Source organism: Leisingera sp. McT4-56 (genome assembly GCF_020514995.1).
GTDB lineage: Bacteria > Pseudomonadota > Alphaproteobacteria > Rhodobacterales > Rhodobacteraceae > Leisingera > Leisingera aquaemixtae_A.
On record NZ_JAJALF010000008.1, the window covers coordinates 1 to 13,738 of the forward strand.

The window sequence follows — 13,738 nt, forward strand, 5'->3', positions numbered from 1 at the left end:
GGAATCGAAATCTCAGAACCGCAAAGCGCCAGAAACACTGAGGTAGCGCAGAAGGCCCAGCAACGGCTGCTGGCCTTTTCGGAGGCGGATGCGGCCGGCCAGCGCCTACGCCCGGCCGGACATTTTTGGAGAGTGCCTCCGCCCAACACGCCCGAAGGCCGGCAAGCGCAGGGCAAGCAGCCCCAGCACCAGCCCCAGGTAGATCAGCGGCTCGATCTGAAACCCCTTCACCAGCATCACGAAATGCACCGCGCCCAGCACGGCAGCCGCGTAGGTCAGGCGGTGCAGCCGCGGCCAGGCCCGCCCCAGGCGCCGGACCGAAAGGTTGTTGGAGGTCAGCGCCAGCGGCAGCAACAGGACAAAAGCCGCCATGCCGACGGTGATGTAGGGGCGCTTGGCAATATCCGCCAGGATCTGTTCAGGGATCTGCACGTCCAGCACCAGCCAGACCAGCAGATGGCAAAGCACATAGAAAGAGCACAAGAGCCCGATGGCGCGGCGGAACTTCATCAGGTTCAGCCCAACGAGCCGGCGCAGCGGGGATATGGCCAGCGTCAGGATCAGCAGCTGCAGCGCCAACTCCCCGTATTCATGCTCCAGCGCCTTGATCGGCTCCACCCCAAGGCCGCCGGTTGCGCCCAGGTAAAACAGCCAGGGTGCGGGCAGCATCCCGGCCAGGTAGACCGCCCAGACTGGAAGGCGGCGGAGCAGCTGGTTCACCGGTCCCATGCCGCTGGCCTCCTCAGAAGTACTCGGCCAGGTCCATGCCGTCGTACATCGGCGCGACTTCCTGGCCGTATCCGTTGAACATCAGCGTCGGCTGCCGCTTGGCGAACAAACCGCCGCCGATGCGGCGCTCGCTGGCCTGGCTCCAGCGCGGGTGCGAGACATTGGGGTTCACATTGCTGTAGAAACCGTACTCGCGCGGATTGGCCATGTTCCAGCTGGCCGGCGGCTCCTTGTCTGTCAGGGTGACCCGCACCACCGACTTGATCGACTTGAAGCCGTATTTCCACGGCACCACCAGCCGCAGCGGCGCGCCGTTCTGGTTGGGCAGCGGCTTGCCGAAGATTCCGGTCGCCATGATCGTCAGCGGGTGCATTGCCTCATCCAGGCGCAGGCCTTCGCGGTAGGGCCAGTCGAGCACCTTATAGGCGGTGCCGGGCATCTCCGACGGGCGGTAGAGGGTTTCGAAAGCCACATATTCGGCCCCGCTCTGCACGCCTGCGAGATCCAGCAGATCGGCCAGCTCAAACCCCTGCCAGGGCACCACCATCGACCAGGCCTCGACACAGCGGAAGCGGTAGATGCGCTCCTCCAGTGTCATCTCCCCCAGGATCTGCTCAATGGAATACTCACCGGGCCTGTCCACCAGACCGTCGATCCTGACACTCCACGGCGTCGTGGTCATCCGCCCGGCATAGGCGGCAGGATCGCTTTTGCCGGTGCCGAATTCGTAGAAGTTGCAGTAGCTGGTCACCTCTTCCCAAGTGTTGGGCTCCAGCGCTCCCCCCGCCTGCGCCCGGCCTCCCAGCGCTGCTGCCAGCCCGGTGCCCGCCAGCCCCGCCATGATTTGGCGCCGGTTCCAGAACGCCGCCTCCGGGGTGGCATCGGCAAGGGTCAGATCATTTGTCCAGCGGCGCGCCATCTGCGTCTCCTGATATTGCGGGTCCCTGTTCAGGTAACGGTCCCGCGCGCAAAACCCAAAACATATCCTGTCACGACTGCGCGAGAGGCATGTAACGTTGCAAGCCCTGCCAGTATCCGCGAAAATCCGGCGGCAGGCGCCCCTTCTGACGCGAATGTGAAGGCATCCCCGACATGCCGGCCGGAGACTCCCCAGCGCCGGAAAATTCCCCGCTGCACCCCGCACGCAAATTCATTATGCTGGCTGGAAATCAAAACCGCTTCGGGCAGACCATGATGAAATCCTTTTTTGCGTCCCTGATGATGCTGGCCGCCGCCGCACTGGCTGGCTGCACCGCCGCCCCCACTGCCACCAGGAACGATGTCGAGGCGCTGTCCCTCGCTCTGCAGTCCATGGGCCCTGAGGTCGACCCGGGGGAGGCCCGCCGCGCGGCAGAGATCGCCTACAGCTACTCTGCGCAGCTGGCCGAGCAATATGATGTCACCACCTCGCCGATCATCCACAACACGCTGGTGAACAGCGGTGTGAAGGACCGCGGCGTCTGCGTGCATTATGCCGAGGACATGGAAGCGCGCCTCAATCAGGAGAACTTCCGGACACTGTCCATGCTGCGGGCCATCGCCGAGCCGAAAAGCGATTTCCGCATCGACCACTCGACGGCGGTGATCGCGGCCAAGGGCGGCGGCATTTACGAGGGCATCGTGCTCGACCCCTGGCGTTATGGCGGCAAGCTCTACTGGTCGGCCACCACCGAGGATCCCCGTTATGACTGGGAACCGCGGCTGAAGGTTCTGCGCCGCAAATACGAGCGCCGGATGGCCAAGGAAGCGGCGGCGGGAAGCTAACTCCCCGCGCGGCTCTGCACCGCTTGTCCCGGCATCAGATCCACGGCCGCGCCAGCCGGTGCATGGCGAACAAGACAATCAGCAACCCGGCTGAAACCGCCGCCAGCACCGGCCAGTCCATAACCAGCATCTGCGCCCCGAACCAAGTGCACAGCAGCGTCACCGGCAGGATGCCCAGCGCCGTGGTCCATACAAAGGTCAAAAGGCGGACCCGTGTCAGCCCTGCGGCGTAGTTGATCAGGTTAAAGGCAATCACCGGGATCAGGCGCGCGGCCAGAAGCGTCAGCGCGCCCCGCTCTTCGGTCCAGGCATCCAGCTGCCGCGCCTGCGCCTCGCTCAGCCAGGCCCGGACCGTCTCCTGCCCCAGCCGGCGCGCCAGCCAAAAGGCCACCAGCGCCCCCAGCATCGCCCCGGCCCAGATTAGCGCCGCCCCCAGCAGCGTGCCAAAGATCGCCCCGGCGCACAGCGCCAGGATTTCCGCCGGAAACGGCACAAAAGAATGCACCACCATTAGAACAACCACCGCCAGCGGAGCCCAGGCGCCCGTGCTTCGCAGCCAGGCAACCATGTCCTCCAACGGGCGCGCCTGACCGTCCAGCACATAGGCCGCCAGCGCGCCGCACAGCAGCACGAGGAGAAATGCGGCAAAGGCCGTTCTGCGCCCCAGGTGGATCATGGTGTCTGGGCTCATACAATGAACTGCGTCCAGTCTAGCGCTTTCCAGCGCCGCCACAAAACGCGCAGCGGAGCCGACAAAAAGACGCCAACCAGTGCGAGCAGGCTATTCAGGGCCACGTCCTTTCTCGTGTGAAGCCGCCTCTCAGGTCAAAACTGCAAGCAGAGGGCCAGCACCCGGCTCTGAGGCAGGCGCCTCCTGCAGCCAGCCGCGAACCCAAAGTGCCGCTGGCAATCTCCCTATGCCACGGCTGAAGCTGCCCGGTTTTTTCATGTTATCCTGCCGCCAAGCAATCAGGAGGGCACGGATATGGCAAAAACCGCACTCATCACCGGCGCTTCCAGCGGAATTGGGCGCGGCACCGCTGTCAGGCTCGCATCAGAAGGCTGGAATATTCTCGCTCACGGGCGGCGGCAGGACGCGCTGGAAGAAACGCTTGCCATGGTCCGCGAGGCCGGCGGCACCGGCGCTCTCTTTACTGCCGAGATGGGCAATATGGACGAGGTTGCAGCCTTGGCCGCTTGGGCTGCGTCGGGGAACAGCCTGGACGCGCTGGTGCACTGCGCGGCCAAGTTCACCTACGGCACGGTCTCGACGGACCGGTTCGCCGACTGGGACCAATCCATTGATCAGGTTTTGCGCGCCACTATCAGGCTTACAGCCCATCTGCTCCCGGCCATCACTAAATCACAGGGCGCCTATGTATACATATGCGGTCCGACTTCCTGGCTGGGATGGAAAAACCACGCCATTCATTGCGCCCTGCGGCATGCCCAAGCCGGTTTTGCCAAAGCCCTGTTTGAAGACGTCAGGGAGGACGGCGTTCGGGTCACCTTGGTGCATCCAGGCTTCGTAAATACGGAAGCGGTGAATGACGCCGGCAAGGACCGTTCACTCATGATACAGCGCGGCGACATCTCGGAGATGATTGCAACAGCAGTTTCCCTGCCGAACACTGCCTGCGTGACAGAGATGACTCTCCGGCCACAGCGCTCACCTTATTGCTGAGGTTTTACCCTTAGGGGGCAAGAGGGCCCGCCATCTCTGGCGGGCCTTCTTCATTCTCTACCTTCAATGCACCACGGCATCATCGGGCCGGGGCCGGTCCGATGTTCCCAGCCGGTCACCGATGACCAGCCCGTCGCTGCCGGCCGAGACCGGAACGGTATCGCCGTCCTTGATCTCGCCGCCCAGCAGGGCTTCGGCCAGCGGGTTCTGCAGCGCGCGCTGAATCACCCGCTTCAGCGGCCGGGCGCCGAACACCGGGTCATAGCCCTCATCCGCCAGCCAGGTCTTGGCGGCCTCATCCAGCTCCAGTGCGATCTTGCGGCCTGCCAGGCGTTTCAGCAGACGTGCCATCTGGATCTCGACAATGCCGTCCATGTCACCCCGTGCCAGACGGTCGAAGATGATCGTCTCGTCCAGACGGTTCAGGAACTCCGGCCGGAAATGCGCCCGGACCGCGTCCATCACATCGCGCCGCGCGTCAGAGGCATCAGCGCCTTCCGGCAGCTGGCTCAGCGCCTGCGCACCAAGGTTAGAGGTCAGCACGATCAGAGTCTGCTTGAAGTCCACGGTGCGGCCCTGGCCATCGGTCAGAACGCCGTCATCCAGCACCTGCAGCAGCACGTTGAACACATCCGGATGCGCCTTTTCGACCTCGTCGAACAGCACCACCTGATAGGGGCGGCGGCGCACGGCTTCAGTCAGCACCCCGCCCTCGTCGTAGCCGACATAGCCCGGAGGCGCACCGATCAGGCGGGCCACCGAATGCTTCTCCATGAACTCCGACATGTCGACCCGCACCATCGCGTGCTCATCGTCGAACAGGAAACCCGCCACCGCCTTGGTGAGTTCCGTCTTGCCAACGCCGGTCGGCCCAAGAAACAGGAAAGAGCCCAGCGGCCGGTTCTCATCGTTCAGTCCGGCACGCGCCCGGCGCACCGCATTGGCCACCGCAGTCACAGCCGCGTTCTGGCCGATCACCCGGCGGTGCAGCTCATCTTCCATGCGCAGAAGCTTTTCGCGCTCACCCTCCAGCATCTTGGAGGTCGGAATGCCGGTCCACCGCTCGACAACGGCGGCGATCTGCTCAGGCCGTACGGCCTCCTCGACCATCAGCCCCTGCTGTTCCTTCTTCTCGGCATCCGCCAGTTGTTTCTCCAGCCCCGGAATGACGCCATAGGACAACTCCCCCGCCTTGGCGAGGTTGCCTTCCCGCTTGGCTATGTCCAATTCGGCGCGGGCACGGTCCAGCTGCTCCTTCAGGTCGCGGGCCGAAGCCAGCTTGTCCCGCTCCGACTGCCACTGCGCGGTCATCTCGGCGGACTGCTCCTGCAGTTCAGACAGCTCCTTCTGCAGCGTTGTCAGCCGGTCCCTGGAGGCCGCATCGTCTTCCAGTTTCAGCGCCTCTTCCTCGATCTGCATCTGCAGGATCTGCCGGTCCAGCGCGTCCAGATCCTCCGGTTTGCTGTCCACTTGCATCCGCAGGCGGGAGGCGGCCTCATCCATCAGGTCGATTGCCTTGTCCGGCAGAAAACGGTCGGTGATATAGCGGTTCGACAGGGTCGCCGCCGCCACCAGTGCCGCATCGGCGATGCGCACCCCGTGGTGCAGCTCATACTTCTCCTTGATGCCCCGCAGGATCGAGACAGTATCCTCCACCGTCGGCTCCGTCACCATCACCGGCTGGAACCGGCGGGCCAGCGCCGCGTCCTTCTCCACATATTTGCGGTATTCATCCAGCGTAGTCGCGCCAACGCAGTGCAGCTCGCCGCGTGCCAGCGCCGGTTTGATCAGATTGGCCGCATCCATTGCGCCGTCGGATTTGCCTGCACCGACCAGCGTGTGCATCTCGTCGATGAACAGAATGATTTCGCCCGCGGCCTCAGTCACCTCGGTCAGCACCGCCTTCAGGCGCTCTTCAAACTCGCCGCGGTACTTGGCACCAGCAATCAGCGCCCCCATGTCCAGTGACAGCAGCTTCTTGTCGCGCAAGCTCTCCGGCACATCACCGTTGATGATGCGCAGTGCCATGCCCTCGGCAATTGCGGTTTTACCCACGCCCGGCTCCCCGATCAGCACTGGGTTGTTCTTGGTCCGGCGGCTCAGCACCTGCATCGAGCGGCGGATTTCCTCATCCCGGCCAATGATCGGGTCGATCTTACCCTCGCGGGCCGCATCAGTCAGGTCGCGCGCGTATTTCTTCAACGCGTCATAGCCTTCCTCAGCCGTCGCAGAGTCAGCGGTGCGCCCCTTGCGGATATCGTTAATGGCTTCATTCAGTTTCTGTGCCGTGACAGCACCTGCCTCCAGCGCGTCCTTGGCCTTGGACTTCACCATGCACAGTGCCATCAGCACACGCTCAACGGGAACAAAACTGTCTCCAGCCTTCTCAGCGATCTTGGCGGCCTCGTCCAGCACCTTAGCGGTCTGCCCGTCCAAATAGATCTGAGCCGCATCGCCGCTCACCTTGGGCTGTTTGGCAACAGCCGCTTCGACGGCCTCCACAACACGCGCTGGCACACCGCCTGCGCGGGAAATCAGGTTGCTCGCCAGCCCCTGGTCGTCATCCATCAATGCTTTCAGAATATGTTCCGGCACCAGCCGCTGGTGCCCCTCGCGCATCGCAATGGTCTGCGCTGCCTGCACGAAACCCCGTGCACGCTCCGTGAACTTGTTCAAGTCCATCTTGCTCTCCTTTTTCAAGCGCCCTGTTCTTGGCAGCGCCCGCTAGGCGGCACGCCCCGGTCCGGGCCTCAAGGTTCAATTTGGGAAGCGATCCTGCCGCTTCAACCCATATTCACCGGAAAAGGTGAGCAAAACCCTGACCTGCGTCAACTTTGCGCCCCTGCAGCGGCTCCGGGCGCAGCCGCGCCGCGCGCCTGCGCGGCGCCGGGCCCAAAACTGCAATCTGTCCCGCAGGGGCAGCTTCAGTTGCGGGAGCGCCCCGCTGCGCCTTGCCGAACCGCGGCCCCTTGCGTATGAAACGCCAGTTTCACGCCGAACCCGCCACAAGAGGACCCCGCCATGACCCAAGCCCCGCGCGCCGACGACCGCCTGATTGTTGCCATGGATGTCCCCAATGCGCTGGCGGGCCTGAAGCTCGCCGAGCAGCTGGGCGATGCGGTCTCCTTCTACAAGATCGGCCTCGGCATGCTCACCGGCGGTGGCCTGGCGCTGGCCAATGAGCTGAAGCAGGAGCACGGCAAGCGCATCTTCCTCGACATGAAACTCTTCGACATCGGCGCCACTGTGGAAAGCGCGGTGCGCGGTCTAGCGCAGTTCGACCTCGACTTCCTCACCGTGCATGGCGACCCTTATGTGGTGCGCGCGGCCAAGGAGGGCGCCGCGGGCAAGGACCTCAAGATTCTCGCCGTCACGATCCTCACCTCGCTGGACCGCCAGGATCTGGACGGCGCACTGATCAAGCAGGGCGCGGTGCAGGATCTTGTGCTGGAGCGCGCAGGCAATGCCTTTGCTGCTGGCGCCGACGGCGTCATCGCCAGCCCTCAGGAAGCGGCGCTGATCCGCGCCCTGCCCGAGGCTGCGGGCAAACTGATTGTCACCCCGGGCGTGCGCCCCGCCGGCGCCGATCTTGGCGACCAGAAACGCGTCGCCACCCCGGCCAGCGCCATTGCAGACGGTGCCGACCACATCGTCGTGGGCCGCCCGATCTGGAAAGCAGACAGCCCCCGCGCCGCAGCTGAGGCCATCCTGGCAGAGCTGGCCGGCGTACAGGCGTAACACCCCGGCCGCATCCGGAAACGGGGCTCTCGTGGGAATTGCGGGGCCGAAAGCCTGCACGGCCCCAGATATGCCTAAAATTTAGGCAGAAAGAAAAATGTACGGCAGGTGCACCATTTTCCGGCCCGCCGCTCCGCTGCCCGCCATTGACGCAACGTCAAGCCGCTCTTTTCGCTGACGAAACCCGCCGCAGAGACATTTTCTGCGCCAAATCGTCCTGTGCCTCAAAAAGCACACCCGCAAAACCCGCAGCCAATGCCAAGCCCCGCAAACTTTGCGAAACAGCGCCATCTGGGAGATTCTCAAATTGAGACACTCCCCAGACGGGCTTTTCTTCCTGAGACCCGTCACCTTCCCCCCGCATACCAGCGGGGGATCTTTCTTTTCAGCCCACTACCGCACAGGCCGCGCCATAAGATATTCCCGCAGCCGGTCCGCAAAATGCGGCACCGCCAATTGGTGTGAGCAATAGGCCTCAGGCGCCATCAGGGCCCAGCCCTGCCCTTCGTTGCCGAACCGGATCTCCCCCGCAGCCGCCGCCGGCAGATGCGCGGCAAAGAACCAGACCCGCCCGTGCGGCCGCTGGTACGCCCGGGACCAGATCAGCACATCCGGCTTCAGCACCAGCCCGACCTCTTCCTGCGTCTCGCGCAGCGCGCAGTCTTCAGGGCTTTCCAGCCCCTCCCGCCCGCCGCCCGGCAGGTCCCAATGCCCGGGATAGGGAATACCCGGCTTGTCATCCCGCTGGATGACAAGCAGGTCCTGCCCCAGAAACACCGCCAGCTTGGCGCCGGCAAAATCCTCGCCTGCAGATGTCATGATCTGTCACTTGGCCACCCGGCGCGCTAAAGACAAGGCTTCCGCTCCAAGTTAAACTTGCCTACCCGCAACCATAGCCCGCCGCCTCCCCATGCATGCCCTTTGCCGAGACTGCCTGAGCCAGATCGCCCCCGCCCGGCGCTGCCCCCATTGCGGCAGCCCGCGGATCAAGGCGCATGAGGAGCTGTTTTCCCTCAGCATTGCCCACATGGATTGCGACGCTTTCTATGCCAGCGTCGAAAAACGCGACAACCCTGAGCTCGCCACCAAGCCGGTGATCATCGGCGGCGGCAAGCGCGGGGTTGTCTCCACCGCCTGCTACATTGCACGCGTGCGCGGGGTGCGATCGGCCATGCCGATGTTTCAGGCGCTGAAGCTCTGTCCGGATGCAGTCGTCATCAAACCGCGGATGAATGTCTACGTCGAAGTCAGCCGCGAGATCCGCAAGATGATGAACGAGCTGACACCGGACGTGGAGCCGCTGTCGCTGGATGAGGCCTTCATGGATCTCACCGGCACCGAAAAGCTGCATGGCGCACCGCCGGCGGTGATGCTGGCACGGCTAGTCAAGCGGATGAAGGACGAACTGGGCGTCACCGGCTCCATCGGTCTTTCCCACAACAAGTTCCTGGCCAAGGTCGCCTCCGACCTGGACAAGCCGCGCGGGTTTTCGGTGATCGGCAAGGCGGAGACGGATGATTTCCTGCGCGAGAGACCGGTGCGGCTGATCTGGGGCATCGGCCCGGCGGCACAAGCCAGCCTCGACAAGGCCGGCATCCGCACCTTCTCGGACCTGCTGCGCTGGGACCGCGAGGCCCTGCACAGCCGCTTCGGTTCCATGGGCGACCGGTTGTGGCATCTGGCCCGCGGCCAGGACCGGCGCCGGGTTTCGGCCCATGCCCCGATCAAGTCGATCTCCAACGAAACCACGTTCTTTGAAGACACCGCCTGCCTGGAGGTGCTCGACGGCCACTTGTGGCGGCTGGCAGAGAAGGTCTCCGACCGGGCAAAGGCGCGGGAACTGGCCGGGCGGGTGGTGACGCTCAAGCTGAAACGCGCCAACCATTCGGCGCTGACCCGCCGCGTTACCCTGCGCAGCCCGACCCAGATTGCCGACCGCATCTACCGTACCGCCCGCAGCCTGCTGGATCAGGTCGGCAACGAGGGCCCTTACCGGCTGTTGGGCTGCGGGATTTCAGACCTGGTGCCCGAGTCGCAGGCCGATGAAAGCGGCGACCTTTTGGACCCGCAGGCCGGCAAACGGGCAGAGGCAGAACGCGCCACCGATGCCATCCGCAAGAGATTCGGGGAAAGCGCGATCCTGAAGGGCCGCGCCTTGCGCTGATGCGCAGGCAGCGGCTATTCCGCCGCCAGCGGCAGTTCCTCCTGGCCGATAACGGCGATTTCCGCCACCACCTGGCGCAGCAGCTTCCGCAGCGGCTCGAAATTTGCATTGGGCCGGACATTGGCCTCGTCCATATAGAGCGCCCGGTCGATCTCGATCTGCACCGCGTGCTGGCGCCGTGACGGGCGGCCATAGGTCTGGGCGATATAAGCACCGGCAAAGGGCGTGTTGCGCGCCACCTTCAGCCCGGCGGCGGCAAAGGCCGCTTCAATCCGGTCGACCACGCCGCTGTCAGCCGCCGCCCCGAACCGGTCGCCCAGAACAATCTCCGGCTTGCCCGCGCCCCGGGGGGCCATCGCGTCCACCGCCTCATGCGGCATCGAATGGCAATCCACCAGAATCGCCTGGCCGAACTGGTAGTGCGCCTGCTCCAGCAGCCCCTTCAGAGCTTTGTGGTAAGGGTGCCAGCAGGCCCGGATCCGCTGCTCCGCCTCCGCCAGCGGCAGCTTGCCGCTGTAAATGGCCCTGCCATTTGCGACCACCCGCGGAATCACCCCCAGGCCGGAGGCCACCCGCGGGTTCTGGCCGCGCCGCTGCACCCCTTCGATCACCGCCGGGTCCAGTTCATCGGGCGAGCGGTTCAGATCCAGATAGGCGCGCGGCTTCAAGGCTTTCAGCAGCGGCGCACCGAACTCCGGCGCCGTCTGAAACAGCAAGTCGACAAAGGCATCTTCCGAGCTGCGGATCTCCTGCCGCCCCAGAATCGACTGTGCCAAAAAGGAATCGGTATAGTCCGTGCCGCTGTGCGGAGAGGCAAAAACCACTGCCGAAGCCAGTTTCTGCGGGGAAATCACGGAAAACGCTGTATCAGGCATCCTTGCTCCGGTGCTTCTTTTGCAAGAAACAGCATATCGCGGAAATTTCTGCGGTCAAAAGCTCTTGCACCCGCCGGCGACTCTATTTATAGACCCCCTCACCGGCGCGGCACCCCGCGCCCCTTTCACTTCTGAGGGGCAGGAACGGCGCGCAGGCCAGAGTGGGCGATTAGCTCAGCGGTAGAGCACTTCGTTGACATCGAAGGGGTCACAAGTTCGATCCTTGTATCGCCCACCATTCCATTCACTGCCCTGGCCACGGCCAAGGCACCCGCTAACCCAGGCGCTGGTTCGCGCCGCAGACAAGGAGAGAGACCATGAAGGTCAAGAACTCGCTCCGCTCGCTGAAGAACCGGCACCGCGATTGCCGGGTTGTGCGCCGCAAAGGCCGCGTTTACGTGATCAACAAGACCCAGCGCAAGTTCAAAGCGCGCCAGGGCTAAGATCCGATCCAGCGACATGCAGAAAACCGCATCATCCGATGCGGTTTTTTTGCTTTTGGGGACGCGATTTCCCCGCGCCTGCCTGGCCGGAACCTTCCGCGCCCGGGCAACACCCCCGGTGCGGCAAACTTTCCGAGTATTTCAGTCGGAAATTCATTGCATCTGCCGCCAGATGCTTTAATCGACTCTTTCAGTCGGAATACTGATCTAACCAAGAACGGGACATCCAATGCTGAAAGCAACAACCGTACTGGCCGGCGCGCTGAGCGCAGCCGTCGCAACCGCCGCTGCAGCCGAGGGCGAGCTGAACATCTACTCCTCGCGCCATTACGACACCGACGAGCAGCTCTACTCTGAATTCGAAGAGGCCACCGGCATCACCATCAACCGCATCGAAGGCAACGCCGATGAGCTGATCGCCCGGATGAATGCCGAAGGCGAAAACTCCCCGGCGGACATCCTGATCACCGTCGACACCTCTCGCCTGACCCGCGCCAAGGAGGCCGGCGTCCTGCAAAGCATCGACAGCGACGTGCTGGAAACCCGCGTTCCTGCCTACCTCCAGGATGAAGACAACCAGTGGTTCGGCTTCAGCCAGCGCGCACGCATCATCTTCTATGACAAGGATGGGGTGGCCAACCCGCCGCAAACCTACCTGGACCTGGCAGATCCCGCTTACAAGGGCCAGGTTTGCATCCGCTCATCCAAGAACACCTACAACCAGACCCTGCTGGCCTCGATCGTGACCCACCACGGTGCCGAAAAAGCCCGTGAATGGGCCGAAGGCGTGGTCGCCAACATGGCCCGTGACCCGCAGGGCGGCGACACAGACCAGATGCGCGGCATCATTTCCGGCGAATGCGATATTGCCGTGGCAAACAGCTATTACTTTGCCCGTTCGATCCGCAAAGACGTCAAGGGCATCTCGGACAACCGCGATCAGATCGGCTGGCTGTTCCCCTCCCAGAACGCGGAAGGCGCGCATATGAACCTGTCGGGCGGCGGCGTGGCCGTGCATGCCCCGAACAAGGAAAACGCTATCAAGTTCCTGGAATACCTTTCCAGCGATTCCGCCCAGGCGTATTTCTCGGCCGGCAATGACGAATACCCGGCTGTGTCCGGCGTCGGCCTGGCCCCGTCGATCGCAGCCCTTGGCCACTTCAAGCCAGATGACGTGAACCTGTCTGAGGTCGCCAAGAACCTTCCCGAGGCGCAAAAGATCTTCAACGACGTCGGCTGGAAATAAACACCGGCCAATAACCAGCAGAAAGGCGCGGCATCAGCCGCGCCTTCATTCAGCTTTGCGTTCCCCAAATGCCACAACATGCGGCGCAGCGGAGCAGAGCCGTTCGTATCATCGCTTTTGCTAGACCCGTTGCCGGCAGCACCCTATAGGTTCCCGCATCATTTTCAGGGGGGAATCATGCAGTGGCAGGCACGCCGCGTCCAAGAGGCGCGAAAGGTATGAACAGGTTACCGGTAACGATTGTCAGCGGGTATCTGGGCGCAGGCAAAACCACCCTGATCAACCGGCTTCTGGGTGAAGACCACGGGCTGAAACTGGCGGTGATCGTCAACGACTTTGGCGCCGTCAACATTGATGATGCCCTGATCCAGGAAACCGACGGGGGCAAGATCGCCCTGACCAACGGCTGCGTTTGCTGCACGATGGGCGACGACCTTTCGCTGGCCCTGCGCGAGGTTCTGAACCGCCCTGAGCGCCCGGACCACCTGGTGATCGAGGCCAGCGGCATCTCCGACCCGGTGGCCATCGCCAACTCCGTCCTGAACGAATCCAGCCTCAGCTACGGCGGCATCGTCACCCTGGTGGATGCGGAAAATGCCGAAGCCCTGCTCAGCGATCAGCTGGTGGCACCGCAGGCAGAACAGCAGATCCGTGCCGCCGACCTGGTGATTGCCACCAAATGCGACGAGATCAGCGACCCGCTCGGGACGCTTCTGGCCAAGGCCGGCGCGCGCACGCCGACTGTGCTGAACGGCTCCCCGGTGGCAGAACTTCTGTTTGACGTGGTGCCGCTGCCCAAGGGACGCCCGGTGGCAGCGCACCCCGCCTACACCACTTGGCAGCACCGCAGCAGCACCGTTCTGGACCGCCGCGCGCTGGGGGACAAGCTGGCGGAGCGGCCAGCCGGGCTTTACCGGATGAAGGGTTTTGTGCTGACCACCGGCGGCGCCTATGAGCTGCATGTGGTCGGCCGCCATGTGGAGGCCAAACGCTGCGCGGCGGAGGAGACGCTCCTGGTCGGCCTGGGCCCGGCAGACCGGATTTCCCGCGAAGAGATCGAGGCCTGGTGGGCGGCATAAGCCGCCCTGGCCTGTT

Annotated in this window: 13 protein-coding genes and 1 tRNA gene; 8 read left to right on the plus strand and 6 right to left on the minus strand. The window is 63.8% G+C overall.

Annotated elements, in window-relative coordinates; translation table 11 throughout:
• Nucleotides 1-105 precede the first annotated feature (105 nt).
• Both msrQ and msrP read right to left on the minus strand, forming a co-directional pair.
• The gene (msrQ, locus tag LHL23_RS10825) at nucleotides 106-729 is read right to left on the minus strand and encodes a protein-methionine-sulfoxide reductase heme-binding subunit MsrQ (RefSeq protein WP_226429874.1); all 624 of its coding nucleotides are present in this window, start codon (nucleotides 727-729) and stop codon (nucleotides 106-108) included.
• A 13-nt stretch (nucleotides 730-742) separates the two neighbouring features.
• Nucleotides 743-1,648, minus strand: a complete 906-nt coding sequence (gene msrP, locus LHL23_RS10830; RefSeq protein ID WP_226429875.1) for a protein-methionine-sulfoxide reductase catalytic subunit MsrP — start codon at nucleotides 1,646-1,648, stop codon at nucleotides 743-745.
• A gap of 275 nt (nucleotides 1,649-1,923) precedes the next feature.
• On the opposite strand from msrP, the gene LHL23_RS10835 reads away from it, so the two are divergent.
• Nucleotides 1,924-2,493, plus strand: a complete 570-nt coding sequence (locus tag LHL23_RS10835; protein ID WP_226429982.1) for a hypothetical protein — start codon at nucleotides 1,924-1,926, stop codon at nucleotides 2,491-2,493.
• 34 nt (nucleotides 2,494-2,527) lie between these two features.
• Here the strand turns inward: LHL23_RS10835 and LHL23_RS10840 are convergent, their stop codons facing one another.
• Entirely contained in the window at nucleotides 2,528-3,184 is a 657-nt protein-coding gene (locus tag LHL23_RS10840) for a TVP38/TMEM64 family protein (RefSeq protein WP_226429876.1), read from the minus strand.
• Between the two features lie 294 nt (nucleotides 3,185-3,478).
• Between LHL23_RS10840 and LHL23_RS10845 the strand changes: the two genes are divergently transcribed.
• Nucleotides 3,479-4,177, plus strand: coding sequence for an SDR family oxidoreductase (locus LHL23_RS10845; RefSeq protein ID WP_226429877.1), 699 nt, complete (start codon nucleotides 3,479-3,481; stop codon nucleotides 4,175-4,177).
• Between the two features lie 63 nt (nucleotides 4,178-4,240).
• Here LHL23_RS10845 and clpB read toward each other — a convergent pair whose 3' ends face one another.
• A complete protein-coding gene (gene clpB / locus LHL23_RS10850) occupies nucleotides 4,241-6,859 on the minus strand; it encodes an ATP-dependent chaperone ClpB (protein WP_226429878.1) in 2,619 nt (872 codons plus the stop codon).
• Nucleotides 6,860-7,198: 339 nt separating this feature from the next.
• Here clpB and pyrF point away from each other — a divergent pair, with 339 nt between their 5' ends.
• Entirely contained in the window at nucleotides 7,199-7,915 is a 717-nt protein-coding gene (gene pyrF / locus LHL23_RS10855) for an orotidine-5'-phosphate decarboxylase (protein ID WP_226429879.1), read from the plus strand.
• A gap of 393 nt (nucleotides 7,916-8,308) precedes the next feature.
• On the opposite strand, the gene LHL23_RS10860 is transcribed toward pyrF, so the two are convergent.
• The gene (locus tag LHL23_RS10860) at nucleotides 8,309-8,734 is read right to left on the minus strand and encodes an NUDIX hydrolase (protein ID WP_226429880.1); all 426 of its coding nucleotides are present in this window, start codon (nucleotides 8,732-8,734) and stop codon (nucleotides 8,309-8,311) included.
• 91 nt (nucleotides 8,735-8,825) lie between these two features.
• Here LHL23_RS10860 and LHL23_RS10865 point away from each other — a divergent pair, with 91 nt between their 5' ends.
• The gene (locus tag LHL23_RS10865; protein WP_226429881.1) at nucleotides 8,826-10,079 is read left to right on the plus strand and encodes a DNA polymerase IV; all 1,254 of its coding nucleotides are present in this window, start codon (nucleotides 8,826-8,828) and stop codon (nucleotides 10,077-10,079) included.
• Nucleotides 10,080-10,093: 14 nt separating this feature from the next.
• Here the strand turns inward: LHL23_RS10865 and LHL23_RS10870 are convergent, their stop codons facing one another.
• Nucleotides 10,094-10,954 carry an N-formylglutamate amidohydrolase gene (locus tag LHL23_RS10870; RefSeq protein ID WP_226429882.1) on the minus strand — a complete coding sequence of 287 codons (861 nt, stop codon included), beginning with the start codon at nucleotides 10,952-10,954 and terminating at the stop codon, nucleotides 10,094-10,096.
• 163 nt (nucleotides 10,955-11,117) lie between these two features.
• On the opposite strand from LHL23_RS10870, the gene LHL23_RS10875 reads away from it, so the two are divergent.
• The 4 genes from LHL23_RS10875 (at nucleotide 11,118) to LHL23_RS10890 (ending at nucleotide 13,722) form a co-directional block, all read left to right on the plus strand.
• Nucleotides 11,118-11,192, plus strand: a tRNA-Val gene (locus tag LHL23_RS10875).
• A gap of 79 nt (nucleotides 11,193-11,271) precedes the next feature.
• The gene (gene ykgO / locus LHL23_RS10880) at nucleotides 11,272-11,397 is read left to right on the plus strand and encodes a type B 50S ribosomal protein L36 (RefSeq protein WP_005648635.1); all 126 of its coding nucleotides are present in this window, start codon (nucleotides 11,272-11,274) and stop codon (nucleotides 11,395-11,397) included.
• 229 nt (nucleotides 11,398-11,626) lie between these two features.
• Nucleotides 11,627-12,643: a Fe(3+) ABC transporter substrate-binding protein gene (locus LHL23_RS10885; protein WP_226429883.1), complete on the plus strand. Its 1,017-nt coding sequence runs from the start codon at nucleotides 11,627-11,629 to the stop codon at nucleotides 12,641-12,643.
• Between the two features lie 218 nt (nucleotides 12,644-12,861).
• Complete coding sequence (locus LHL23_RS10890) at nucleotides 12,862-13,722, plus strand: CobW family GTP-binding protein (RefSeq protein WP_226429884.1); 861 nt, start codon at nucleotides 12,862-12,864, stop codon at nucleotides 13,720-13,722.
• The last annotated feature ends 16 nt before the right edge of the window (nucleotides 13,723-13,738 follow it).

Bases quoted from the DNA above. Each gene is read 5' to 3' on its own strand.
- msrQ (WP_226429874.1), bottom strand. From the start codon at position 729: ATGGGACCGGTGAACCAGCTGCTCCGCCGCCTTCCAGTCTGGGCGGTC.
- msrP (WP_226429875.1), bottom strand. From the start codon at position 1,648: ATGGCGCGCCGCTGGACAAATGATCTGACCCTTGCCGATGCCACCCCG.
- LHL23_RS10835 (WP_226429982.1), top strand. From the start codon at position 1,924: ATGAAATCCTTTTTTGCGTCCCTGATGATGCTGGCCGCCGCCGCACTG.
- LHL23_RS10840 (WP_226429876.1), bottom strand. From the start codon at position 3,184: ATGAGCCCAGACACCATGATCCACCTGGGGCGCAGAACGGCCTTTGCC.
- LHL23_RS10845 (WP_226429877.1), top strand. From the start codon at position 3,479: ATGGCAAAAACCGCACTCATCACCGGCGCTTCCAGCGGAATTGGGCGC.
- clpB (WP_226429878.1), bottom strand. From the start codon at position 6,859: ATGGACTTGAACAAGTTCACGGAGCGTGCACGGGGTTTCGTGCAGGCA.
- pyrF (WP_226429879.1), top strand. From the start codon at position 7,199: ATGACCCAAGCCCCGCGCGCCGACGACCGCCTGATTGTTGCCATGGAT.
- LHL23_RS10860 (WP_226429880.1), bottom strand. From the start codon at position 8,734: ATGACATCTGCAGGCGAGGATTTTGCCGGCGCCAAGCTGGCGGTGTTT.
- LHL23_RS10865 (WP_226429881.1), top strand. From the start codon at position 8,826: ATGCATGCCCTTTGCCGAGACTGCCTGAGCCAGATCGCCCCCGCCCGG.
- LHL23_RS10870 (WP_226429882.1), bottom strand. From the start codon at position 10,954: ATGCCTGATACAGCGTTTTCCGTGATTTCCCCGCAGAAACTGGCTTCG.
- ykgO (WP_005648635.1), top strand. From the start codon at position 11,272: ATGAAGGTCAAGAACTCGCTCCGCTCGCTGAAGAACCGGCACCGCGAT.
- LHL23_RS10885 (WP_226429883.1), top strand. From the start codon at position 11,627: ATGCTGAAAGCAACAACCGTACTGGCCGGCGCGCTGAGCGCAGCCGTC.
- LHL23_RS10890 (WP_226429884.1), top strand. From the start codon at position 12,862: ATGAACAGGTTACCGGTAACGATTGTCAGCGGGTATCTGGGCGCAGGC.